Origin of the sequence: Actinomadura sp. NPDC048032, from assembly GCF_040653175.1 — a bacterium.
Lineage (GTDB): Bacteria > Actinomycetota > Actinomycetes > Streptosporangiales > Streptosporangiaceae > Spirillospora > Spirillospora verrucosospora.
The window spans coordinates 1-10,160 of sequence record NZ_JBEZJP010000302.1 but is presented as its reverse complement, the minus strand read 5'-3'; the positions used below and the strand labels follow the sequence as shown (position 1 = coordinate 10,160).

Annotated in this window: 12 protein-coding genes and 1 pseudogene; 12 read left to right on the top strand and 1 reads right to left on the bottom strand. The window is 76.2% G+C overall.

What is annotated here, in order from left to right; genetic code table 11:
* The 9 genes and pseudogenes from AB0C69_RS29955 to AB0C69_RS29915 form a co-directional block, all read left to right on the top strand.
* The coding region (locus AB0C69_RS29955; RefSeq protein WP_360358452.1) for a radical SAM protein at window positions 1-1,142 on the top strand (1,142 nt) is incomplete at its 5' end.
* 146 nt (window positions 1,143-1,288) lie between these two features.
* Window positions 1,289-1,771: an Asp23/Gls24 family envelope stress response protein gene (locus AB0C69_RS29950; RefSeq protein ID WP_345175961.1), complete on the top strand. Its 483-nt coding sequence runs from the start codon at window positions 1,289-1,291 to the stop codon at window positions 1,769-1,771.
* Complete coding sequence (locus tag AB0C69_RS29945) at window positions 1,768-2,253, top strand: hypothetical protein (RefSeq protein WP_360358451.1); 486 nt, start codon at window positions 1,768-1,770, stop codon at window positions 2,251-2,253. The genes AB0C69_RS29950 and AB0C69_RS29945 overlap by 4 nt, the downstream gene beginning before the upstream one ends.
* 30 nt (window positions 2,254-2,283) lie before the next feature.
* On the top strand, window positions 2,284-2,487 hold the full coding sequence (locus tag AB0C69_RS29940) for a hypothetical protein (protein ID WP_360358450.1): 204 nt from the start codon (window positions 2,284-2,286) through the stop codon (window positions 2,485-2,487).
* Window positions 2,484-2,837, top strand: coding sequence for an Asp23/Gls24 family envelope stress response protein (locus AB0C69_RS29935; protein WP_345187792.1), 354 nt, complete (start codon window positions 2,484-2,486; stop codon window positions 2,835-2,837). The genes AB0C69_RS29940 and AB0C69_RS29935 overlap by 4 nt, the downstream gene beginning before the upstream one ends.
* A complete protein-coding gene (locus AB0C69_RS29930) occupies window positions 2,834-3,442 on the top strand; it encodes a DUF6286 domain-containing protein (protein ID WP_360358449.1) in 609 nt (202 codons plus the stop codon). Before AB0C69_RS29935 ends, AB0C69_RS29930 begins: the two co-directional genes overlap by 4 nt.
* On the top strand, window positions 3,442-4,020 hold the full coding sequence (locus tag AB0C69_RS29925; protein WP_360358448.1) for an alkaline shock response membrane anchor protein AmaP: 579 nt from the start codon (window positions 3,442-3,444) through the stop codon (window positions 4,018-4,020). Before AB0C69_RS29930 ends, AB0C69_RS29925 begins: the two co-directional genes overlap by 1 nt.
* Window positions 3,936-4,601, top strand: a pseudogene (locus AB0C69_RS29920) (alpha/beta hydrolase); the annotation flags it as partial. The gene AB0C69_RS29925 and the pseudogene AB0C69_RS29920, both read left to right, overlap by 85 nt.
* A gap of 113 nt (window positions 4,602-4,714) precedes the next feature.
* The gene (locus AB0C69_RS29915) at window positions 4,715-4,837 is read left to right on the top strand and encodes a hypothetical protein (RefSeq protein ID WP_360358447.1); all 123 of its coding nucleotides are present in this window, start codon (window positions 4,715-4,717) and stop codon (window positions 4,835-4,837) included.
* Window positions 4,838-4,846: 9 nt separating this feature from the next.
* Here AB0C69_RS29915 and AB0C69_RS29910 read toward each other — a convergent pair whose 3' ends face one another.
* Window positions 4,847-7,750, bottom strand: coding sequence for an AAA family ATPase (locus AB0C69_RS29910; RefSeq protein WP_360358446.1), 2,904 nt, complete (start codon window positions 7,748-7,750; stop codon window positions 4,847-4,849).
* A 107-nt stretch (window positions 7,751-7,857) separates the two neighbouring features.
* Here AB0C69_RS29910 and AB0C69_RS29905 point away from each other — a divergent pair, with 107 nt between their 5' ends.
* From AB0C69_RS29905 to AB0C69_RS29895, 3 genes are read left to right on the top strand one after another with little or no spacing between them, the layout of a single operon-like run.
* Entirely contained in the window at window positions 7,858-8,460 is a 603-nt protein-coding gene (locus AB0C69_RS29905) for a dihydrofolate reductase family protein (RefSeq protein ID WP_360358445.1), read from the top strand.
* Between the two features lie 47 nt (window positions 8,461-8,507).
* Window positions 8,508-9,113 carry a dihydrofolate reductase family protein gene (locus tag AB0C69_RS29900; RefSeq protein WP_360358444.1) on the top strand — a complete coding sequence of 202 codons (606 nt, stop codon included), beginning with the start codon at window positions 8,508-8,510 and terminating at the stop codon, window positions 9,111-9,113.
* Window positions 9,110-10,030: an NAD(P)-dependent oxidoreductase gene (locus tag AB0C69_RS29895; RefSeq protein ID WP_360358443.1), complete on the top strand. Its 921-nt coding sequence runs from the start codon at window positions 9,110-9,112 to the stop codon at window positions 10,028-10,030. The genes AB0C69_RS29900 and AB0C69_RS29895 overlap by 4 nt, the downstream gene beginning before the upstream one ends.
* The last annotated feature ends 130 nt before the right edge of the window (window positions 10,031-10,160 follow it).

Genomic DNA, 10,160 nt, shown 5'->3' with positions numbered 1-10,160 from the left:
AGCTGACCGGCTTCGAGAACCTCGTGATGATCGCCCGGCTGCTGGACTTCGGCCGCGCCGAGGCGAAGGCGCGGGCGCGGCGGCTGCTCGACCGGCCGGTCGCGATGCCGGCCGAGGTGGTCGACGCCGCCGCCCGGCGCATCGGGGACCACGTCCGCGAGCACGCGCTCGCCTCGGTCGAGGTCGTGCTGCACGGGGGCGAGCCGCTGCTGGCGGCGCCGTCCCTCGTCGAGCGGGTCGTCGGTTCGGTGCGCGCCGAGGGCGTGGCCGCGTCGTTCTTCGTGCAGACGAACGGCACCCGCCTGACCGGGGCCCGCCTCGCCCAGCTCGACCGGCTCGGCGTCCGGATCGGCGTGAGCGTGGACGGCGACGCCTCCGCGCAGGACCGGCACCGCCGCCTGCCGGACGGCCGGGGAAGCCACGCCGCGGTGGCGGCGGCGCTCGACGCCCTGTCCACCGGCCCGTACCGGCACCTGTTCTCGGGCATCCTCTGCACGGTCGACCTCCGCAACGACCCGGTCGCGACCTACGAGGCGCTGCTGCGCCACCGTCCGCCCCGCGTGGACTTCCTCCTCCCCCACGGGAACTGGTCGGCGCCTCCCCCGGGACGCGCCGAGGGGTCGCCCGCCACCCCGTACGCCGACTGGCTCATCGAGATCTTCGACCGCTGGTACGGCGCGGCGGAGCCGCCGGCGGACGTCCGGACGTTCAGCGACCTGCTCACCCTGCTGCTCGGCGGAACCGTCGGCAACGAGGGGCTCGGGCTCGCGCCCGTGCGGTACGCCGTCATCGAGACCGACGGCGCGATCGAGCACTCCGACCTGCTCAAGCCCCTGACCGCCGCCTCCTCCGGCACCGGCCTGAACGTCCTGCGCGACTCCCTGGACGCGGCGCGCGCCCTTCCGGCCGCGGTCGAGCGGCAGCTCGGCGCGGCGGGCCTGTGCGAGCGGTGCCGGGCCTGCCCGCTCGTCGCCGTGTGCGGAGCGGGCCTCCAGGCCCACCGCTACCGGCACGGGACGGGCTTCGACAACCCCACGGTCTACTGCCCGGACATGATCCGTCTCATCGAGCACGTGCGCGGCCGGGTCGCCGCGGACCTGGCGGCCGCGACCCGGCCCGCCGGGCGCGGTCCCGCGGCCTGAGGGAGCCTCCGCCGCCCGTCGGGCCCGGCTCGCCCGTTCACCGAACTTAGTTCGGCATTGACCCACTCTTTGGCCCTATAGCCGTTTTGGGTAACGCTGCGTGAGCATCATCCGCAGGTCAGCCGACGCATGGCATGGGGGGCATCGTGAGTCAGGACGACAGGCGAGGAGCCGAGCAGGCCGCGGTCGGAGCGAGGCGCAAGCGGGGCGCCGACGGGGGGTCGAGCGAACTGATCACGTCCGGCGGCAGCACCCGGATCGCCGACGACGTCGTGGCGAAGATCGCCACGATGGCCGCCCGGCAGGTCGGCGGCGTGCACGAGATGGGCGCGGGCATGTCCCGGACGATCGGGTCGGTCCGGGAGCGTATCCCGGGCGTCACGTCCGACAGCACGCAGGGCGTGGCCGTCCAGGTCGGCGAGCGCCAGGCGGCCGTCGACATCGATCTCGTCGTGGAGTACGGCCTGTCCATCCCGGACCTGGCCGCCGCCGTGCGCACCAACGTCGCCAACGAGATCGAGCACATGTGCGGCCTGGAGGTCGTCGAGGTGAACATCACCGTGGACGACGTCCACGTGGCCGACGAGGAGCCTCCGGAGCCGCGGCGCGAGGAGTCCCGGGTCCGATGATCTCCTGGACGGACGTGGCGGGCGCGTCCCGCCGGCCCGGACCCGCCCCCGCCGGCCGGCCGGGGTCGGCGGGGGGCACGGGGCCGGGCGAGCCCGCGTTCGCCGCCGAGGCGTCGCGGCCGGACGCCCTGCCGGGCGGGGGGACGTCCGCCGGGACCGGCGCGGCGGGCGCCCGGCCGGCCGAGGCGCCCGGCCGCGGGGAGCCGCTCGCCGAACTGGCGGAGCGGATCGGCGCGGCGGCGATGGCGTGCCCGGACGTCCTGGGACTCACGGCCGGTCCGCGCGGCTGGATCGCGACCTACCGCGCCGGGCCCCCCTACGCGGGGGTCGCGGTGCACGACGCGGTGGTCGAGGTGGGGGTGGTCGTCCGGTACGGACGGCCCTTCGCCGAGATCGCCGAGGACGTACGGCGTCTGGTGCGCCCGCTGGCCGGTCGGCGGACGGTGGACGTGGTGATCGGGGACGTGGCCGATGGCGGCTGATGACCCCGCCGAGGCGAGAGGGTGATCGAGATGGATGTGCGAGTGCCGTGGCCCGTGATCGGCCTGGTCGTCGGGCTGGCACTGGGGTTCGCCGGGGCGTTCGGCGGCGCCGGCGCGTTCTTCCTCGTCCTGTTCCTCGGGGCGCTCGGCTTCGTGGTCGGCCGGGTCATCGAGGGCAGCCTCGACCTCGGGCAGGTCTTCTCGACGGGCCGCACGGGGCGGCGGCCGCGATGACCGAGGAAGAGCGGGGCAGGACGACGATCCGTGAGCGGTCCGTCGCGCGCATCGTCGCGGAGGCCGCGCAGGACGTCGAAGCGTCCGGCGGGCTCGGCCGGACCATCGTCGGAGTGCCGATCCCCGGGCGGGGGCCCGCGCGCACGGAGGTGCGGGTGCACGGCGACATCGTCACGGCCAAGGTGGCGCTGTCGGTGGCCTACCCGATGCCGGTCCGCGCGGTCGCCCGCGAGGTGCGCCAGCGGGTGCGGGAGCGGGTGGCGGAGCTGACCGGTCTCACCGTCGGGCAGGTGGACATCGAGGTGGCCGAGCTCGGGCGCCCCACCGCGGGTGAGAGGACCGTGCGGTGACCGCCCAGGCCGGGGCGCGGCCCGCCGCGGAGCCGAGCACGCGGCCGGCCGGTTCGCGGAAGGCCGACCGGGCGGCCAGGCACACGTTCCGCTCGCAGCGGGTCCTTCCGGCCCTCGCCGCGGCGCTGCTGATGACGGCGGCCGGGGTGCTGACGGCGATCGAGGTCATCTCGGCGGCCCTGAACCACCCGGCGCGCATCTTCCCCTACGGGTGGGTGCGGGACGCGAACTGGGACGGCGTGTACGCGCGCGCGATCTTCGCCGGGCTGGCCGTCGTCGGCGTCTGGTTCCTGCTGGCCGCCGTGCTGCCGGGCAAGTCACGGATCGTCCCGCTGCACGGGCGGGATCCGAGCCTGATGATGGGCGTGAGCAGGCGGGGGCTCAAGCGCTCCGTCGCCGCCGCGGCCGAAGGCGCGCCCGGGGTATCGGGCGTCAGCAGGGTCCGGCTGGGGCGCCGGCGGGTGCGGGTGGTCGCGGAGACGCCCGTGCGCGAGCCCGCGGGCCTGGACGCGGAGGTCACCGAGGCGGTGCGGGAGCGGCTCGACCGGCTCGACCCCCTCCCCGCCCGCTCCGTCATGGTGCGCATGAAGCACCGGGAGGCCTGATGGACCGCCGCAACGCGCACGTCAACCGCACGGGCCTGTTCATTCTCGGCCTGCTTCTCGCCGCCGCCGGGGGGCTCGGCCTCGCCCGCGGCTTCGGCGCCTTCGGGAAGGCCCGGGCCTCCGGCCCCGTCCTCACCGCCGAGGCGCGCCGCTTCGCCGACGGCCACGGCTGGTTCTGGCCCGCCGTCGCGGCGGTGGCGGTCGTCCTGGCGCTGCTGGGGCTGGCCTGGATGCTCGCCCAACTCCGGTCGAGCCGGGTGCGGGGCCTCTCGCTGGAGCCGGACATCCGGGCCGGCGCGACGCGGGTGGAGGCCAGGGCCGTCACGGACGCGCTGGAGGCCGAGATCGGCGAGTACCCGGGCGTGCGCAGGGCGCGGGCCCTGCTGGTCCGCTCGCCCAAGGGGGCCGGGCTGCGGCTGAGCATCGCCTACGGGCAGGAGGCGGATCCCGACGAGCTGCGGCGCCGCATCCAGGACGAGGCCCTCCCGCGGCTCTGCGCCGCCCTCGAACGCGAGTCGATTCCCACGGTGGTGCGGCTGCGGCTGACCCCCCGCGAGCAGCCCGCGACCGTCGTCTGACGCCCGGCGAACATTTCTTCAAAGTCGACCTGCCGGGCTGCGGGCAGTCCCCGCCCGCCGCGTCCCACGACGTGCCCGACCAGGCGGACCGCGTGGCCGCGCTGCTGGACGGTCTCGGGCTCGGGCGCGTCGACGTGGCCGGGTACTCCAGCGGCGGCTACGTCGCCACCGCGCTCGCCGCGCGGCGTCCCGACCTCGTGGGCTCGCTCGCGCTGATCAGCAGCGGGCCGGATCCGGACGCGCTGCTCCGGCAGCCGCTCCTCCTCCGGGCCCTCCTCTCCCCGCCCCTCGGGCCGCTGCTGTGGGCGAGGCGGTCGGACGCGATGATCCGCCGCGGGATCGGCGCCGCGGCCGCGGGCCCCGTGGACGTCCCGGACGAGGTGGTCTCCGGGGTCCGGGCCATCACGTACCGCTCCATGCGGGCGGTGCTGCGCCGGAACACCGCCTACGTCGCCGAGCGCGGCGTGCCCGAGCGCCTCGCCGCCGTCCGGGTCCCGCTGCTGGTGGTCTTCGGCGCCGCCGATCCCCGCTGGAGGCCCTCGTCGGCGCGCCGGTACGAGGCGGTGCCGGACGCGCGGATCGAGATGCTGCCCGGCGTGGGGCACCTGCCCGTCCTCGAAGCTCCCGAGGCGACCGCCGGCGCGGCAGTTTCGCCGCCGGGCTCATTCCGGGCGACCTCCGGGTGGGGGGCCGGATGGGAGGGTGCCTCCAGATCCGGTTGGAGCCGGTCGCGGCGGCCGCGGTGCTCGGCGCGTCGGCCGACCTCACCGGGAACGTCGCGCCTCTGGAGGACGTCTGGGGCACGTGCCCTCGGTAGCGCGCCGCGTCAGGGCGGGGCGTCCAGGAGGCCGGACTCGCGGGCCTTGGCGGCGGCCTCGGTGCGGGACGCGGCGCCGAGCTTGGTGAGGATCCTGGTCACGTGGGTGGCGACGGTGTTGGCGGAGATGAAGAGCTCCGCGGCGATCCGCTGGTTCGTCCGTCCGCCCGCGAGGAGGCGCAGGACGTCGAGTTCGCGGCGGGTCAGGCCGAAGGCGCGGGCGGCGCCCCCGGACTCGCCGGGCGGGGCGGCGTCGTCGGTGAGGCGGCCGCGGGCCGCGAGGTCGTCGATGCGCGCCCGCAGCGGGGCGGCGCCCAGGTCGTCGGCGATGGCGCGCGCCTCCCGCAGCCGGGACCGGGCGCCGGGACGGTTGTTGGACGCGAGCGCCGCGCCCGCGGCCTCCACCAGCACCACGGCGGTCTCGTAGCGGTTGCCGAGGTCGCGCCACGCCGCGGCCGCCTCGTCCCAGGCGGCCAGTTCGCCGCCCTCCGCCAGGGCGCGGAAGGTGCGGCGGTAGGCGTCCATCACCGGGGTCTCGGTGCGCAGCGAGCCGAGCATGCGGGCGAGGGCCGCGAGCCGGTCGGCGGTCTCGTCCGCGACCCGCCGGTTCCGCGGCGCGGCCGCGCGCCGGGCCCGCTGCACGCGCGCGCCGAGCACCGCGAACCGCGCCGTCTCCTGCGGCGGCCAGCGGCCCGCCGCCGTCGGCAGGTGCTCGCCGACGACGTGGTCCGCCGCACCGAGGTCGTCCTGGCCGAGCGCGCGGTCGAGGCGCAGCAGGGCCAGCCAGGACTTCGCCTCCGCCGCGCCGACGGTGTGCATGGCGAACTCGGTGACCTGGCGCAGGAGCGTCCCGCCCAGCTCGGTCTGCCCGCGCCGGTGCGCGATCTCCGCTGCGATCAGGCGCAGGAACGCGGCGTACAGGGGGGGCGGCGCCAGGGCGAGGGCGTCGTCGACGACGCGCATGGCCTCGTCCCAGCGTCCCAGGTAGACCAGGGGGACGCCGCGGGTGTTGGCGAGCATGCTGCCGCGGGACCGGGCCTGGCCGAGCCGTTCGGCGACCTCCTGCCCGGTGCGGGCGAGCTCGACCGCCTCCTCGTACCGCCCGGCGTCGCCCAGGAAGGTCGACTCCCATTGGAAGGTGGTCAGGAACGTGTGCGCGTCGCCGGCCGCGTCGGCGGCGCGGCGGGCCTCGGCGAAGGCGCCGGTCGCCTCCTCCAGTTCGCCGTGCGTGCCGTAGAGCGCGCCCAGGACCAGCAGCGCGGGCGCGCGCAGGGCGTCGTCGCCGAGCCGGTCGGCGAGTTCCAGCGCCTGCGCGGCGTGCCGCCGGCAGTCGTCGAGGTCGAACGCCATGAACTCCACGAAGGCCAGGGCCGACAGCAGCCGGCCGCGCAGCTCCTCCGAGGCCCCGGGCGGCGCCAGCTCGACCGCCCGCCGCAGGTCGTCGCGGCCTCCGCCGTCGATGCGGCTCTGCAGCCGGCCGCGCAGGCCCAGCAGCCGGGCCGCCCGCTCCGGCTCGGCGGCCGGGTCCAGCTCGTCCAGGGCCGCGGTGCCGTACGCCACCCCGGCGGCCGACCGGCCCGCGTTGAACGCCGCCGTGGCCGCGCGTTCCAGCACGACCGTCCGGTCGGCGCCGATGAGCCGGGCCGGCTCCGGCGCCTTCGGCCAGTGCTCCAGGACGAGCTCCAGCAGGTGGAGCTGCTCGTCGTAGGCGTTCTGGCGGCCGGCGCGGTCGGCGGCGTGCCACGCGGCGGGCAGGGCCCGCGCGAACTCGCCCGCGGCGGTCCAGTGCTCGGCCAGGGCCGTGCCGCCCGCGGCGGGACCGGCGGGCGCGGCGCGGTCGGCGAGCGCGGCCGCGTACCGGGCGTGCATGCGCCGGCGGCGGGGCGGCGGCAACGCGTCGTAGACCGCCTCGCGGATGAGGTCGTGGCGGATCGCGTACCCGTTCTCCCTCGCCACCACCAGCTCCCGCTCGGTCAGGTGGCCGAGGGCGTGCCCGAGGTCGCGGCCCGGCCCGCCGGCGACCGCGCTCACGAGGTCGTCGTCCAGTTCGGCGCCCGCCACGGCCATGGCCTCCAGCGCCTCGCGGGCCGGGTCCGGCAGGTCGGTGACGCGGGCGAGCAGGAGCGTCCGCAGGTCGCCCGGCGGCGTCTCGCCCGCGGTGCTCAGGGCCTCGACGAACAGGGGGTTCCCGCCACTGCGCCGGTGGATCCGGACGCTGCGCGCCGGGTCGGGCGGCCGCCCGTCCGCGGCCGCCAGCAGCGCGGCGACGTGCCGGTGCTCCAGCGGGCCGAGGTCGACGCGCGACACCGCGTCGCTGCGGCCGAGCTCGGCCAGCGTCCGCCGGTTCGGATGCCCGGCGGCCAGCTCGCCGGTGCGGACGGTGCCGACCAGCAGCACCGCGACGCCCGCCAGGTTGCGGGCCAGGTAGGCGAACAGCTCGCGGCTCGACGCGTCCGCCCAGTGGAGGTCCTCGACGAGCACGACGACGGGCCGCGTCTCCGCCGCCCGGCCCAGCAGCGTCAGCATCTCCTCCAGCAGCCTGGCCGGGCCGTAGCGCGCGGGCGCCGGGCCGAGGTCCGGGAGCAGGTCGCCGAGGGCGGCCCCGCCCGGCGGGAGCAGCGCCGCCACCCGGTCGCGGCCGAGGCGGCGCACCAGATCGCGCAGGACGGCGACGAACGGCACGTACGGGGTGCCCTCCGAGCCGAGCTCCAGGCATCCCCCGGACAGCACCAGCGGGTCGCCGGGCAGCTCCCCCACCGCCGTCGCGACCAGCCGCGACTTGCCGATCCCCGCCTCACCCGAGACCAGGAGCGTCGCGGGGCTCCCGGTCCGGGAACCCTCGTAGGCCGCCCGCAGGACGGCGATCTCGTCGTCCCGTCCGACCAGGACGGGGCTGACGACGGAACCGGTCATCGCCCCCTCCAAGCCCGGACCGGATGTCACCAACTCTGACGACGACAGCCTGCCATCGGTGCCGCCACTGTGAGGGGTATTGCCCACGACCGAAAAGGAACCGTCCGATGACTGGACAGAACGCCCGCCGCACCGTCACCGCCAACATCACGCTGTCCCTGGACGGCCGCGTCAACGGCGCCGGCGGCGAGTACGACATGAGCTGGATCGTCCCGCACGCCATGGCGTCCGCGTCCCGCGACCACATGGTGGCGGTCACCGGCGCAGCCACCACCGCCCTGCTCGGCCGCAAGAACTTCGAGGGGTTCGCCGGGTTCTGGCCCGCCGTCGCCGACGACGAGAGCGCCGACCCCAGGGACCGGGAGTTCTCCCGCTGGCTCAACGCGGTCGAGAAGGTCGTCTTCTCCACCACCCTCAGGGAGGCCGCCTGGGACAACGCGCGCCTCGCCGACACCGACCCCGTGACGGCGGTCAAGCGGCTCCGCGAGGAGGAGGGCGGCGACATCATCGTGCTGGCCAGCACGAGCGTGATCCGCAGCCTCCTCCAGGCGGGCGAGGTGGACCGGCTGAGCATCACCCTGTGCCCCGAACTCGTCGGCGGCGGCGCCCGGCTGTTCCCCGACGGCCCGTCCGCGTCGTGGACGCTGGCCTCCAGCCGGGTCACCGAGAGCGGCGCGATCTGCCTCCTGTACGACCGGGCCGAGCGCTGAGCGGCCCCGACCGGACGGACCAACCAATGATCAACGAAGGGGGACACATGAGCAGGGTCGTCAGCGCCCACGCCGTCTCGGTGGACGGCTACATCAGCGGCCGAACGCCCGACGGGGAGGAGGAGCTCGGACGCGGACTCGGCGACGCGGGAACGCTCTTCGACTGGTACTTCGACGGCGACACCCCGAGCCGGGAGTTCGGCGGGTTCAAGCTGAGCGAGGAGAGCGCCCGCGTCTTCGACACCGCCGCGGCACGCGTGGGAGCGGTGGTGGCGGGACGCGTCACCTGGGAGCACTCCGGGCGCTGGGGCGGGGGCGGCCCCCACCCGACGGCGCCGCTGTTCGTCCTCAGCCACCGGGCCGTTCCCGGGATCGGCGAGCGGCAGACGCTCGTCACCGGCGGGATCGAGGAGGCGGTCGCGGCGGCACGCGAGGCGGCCGGGGACAAGGACGTCGCCCTCATGGGCGGCGGGGTGCTGACCTCCGCGCTGGAGGCGGGCCTGGTCGACGAGCTGATCCTCCACCAGGTGCCCGTCCTGCTCGGCGGCGGCCACGGCTACTTCCGCGCGTTCCCGGGGCACGTGAACCTGCGGCTGCTGGAGGCCGTCCCGGCGCCCGGCGTGACCCACCTGCACTACGAGGTGATCCGATGATCCTCGTCACCGGCGGGCTCGGCATGATCGGCGCCCACACCGCACGCGCGCTCGCCGACCTCGGGCACGACGTCGTCGTCACCTCGCACCGGCGGAGCGAGGTCCCGTCCTTCCTCGCCGGACGGGTCACGGTGGAACGCCTCGACGTCACCGACCGGGACGCCTTCCTCTCCCTCGGCGACCGCCACGACATCGGCGACATCGTCCACCTCGCCGGCAGCGTCCCCGGCGAGGACCCGGTCGGCTACTTCCGCACGGACATGTCCGGCCTGCTCAACGCGCTGGAAGCCGCCCGCTCCTGGGGCGTCCGCAGGTTCGCCGTCGCGAGCAGCCTCGGCGCGTACATCGGCCGCCCGGAGATCCCCTGGCGGGAGGAGCTCGCGCTCCCCGCGGCGGACCTGCCGCACCTGATCATCGCCTTCAAGAAGGCCGTGGAGCCGCTGACCACGCACGCCCTCCAGGGCAGCGGCGTGCAGCCGGTCGTCCTCCGGATCGGGACGATCTGGGGACCGCTCGTCGACCCGGAGTCCCCGTTCTTCCACGTCCCGCCGTACGTCAGCGCGGTGCTCCGCGGTGAGCGGCCGCCGCCGCTGCACGCCGAGGACGGCGGCGACTGCTGCTACGCACCGGACGCGGGGCGGGCGATCGCCCTCCTGATGACCGCGAGGACGTTGGGGCACGACACCTACAACGTCTCCAGCGGGCGGCCGTTCACCAACCGCGAGGTCGCCGACGCCCTGGAGGCGATCACGCCCGGCCTGCGGCTCGACCTGCTGCCCGGCAGGCGGAACGGCCCCGGCGAGGACCCCTACCTCGACATCGGCCGGCTCACCGGCGACACGGGGTTCACGCCGGAGTTCGACGTCGCCAAGGCGGTCGCCGACTACGTCGCCTGGCGCGCCGGCAACCCCCGCTGACCGGGACCTCCGGCCCGCCTCCGCTCGCGGGGGGTGCCGCGCGGTCGAGCACGGTGACGCGGGGGCGCAGGTGCGGGCGTTCGGCGAGCTTGGCCAGCAGCACCGCGCGCATGGTGGCGGACCGCTCCAG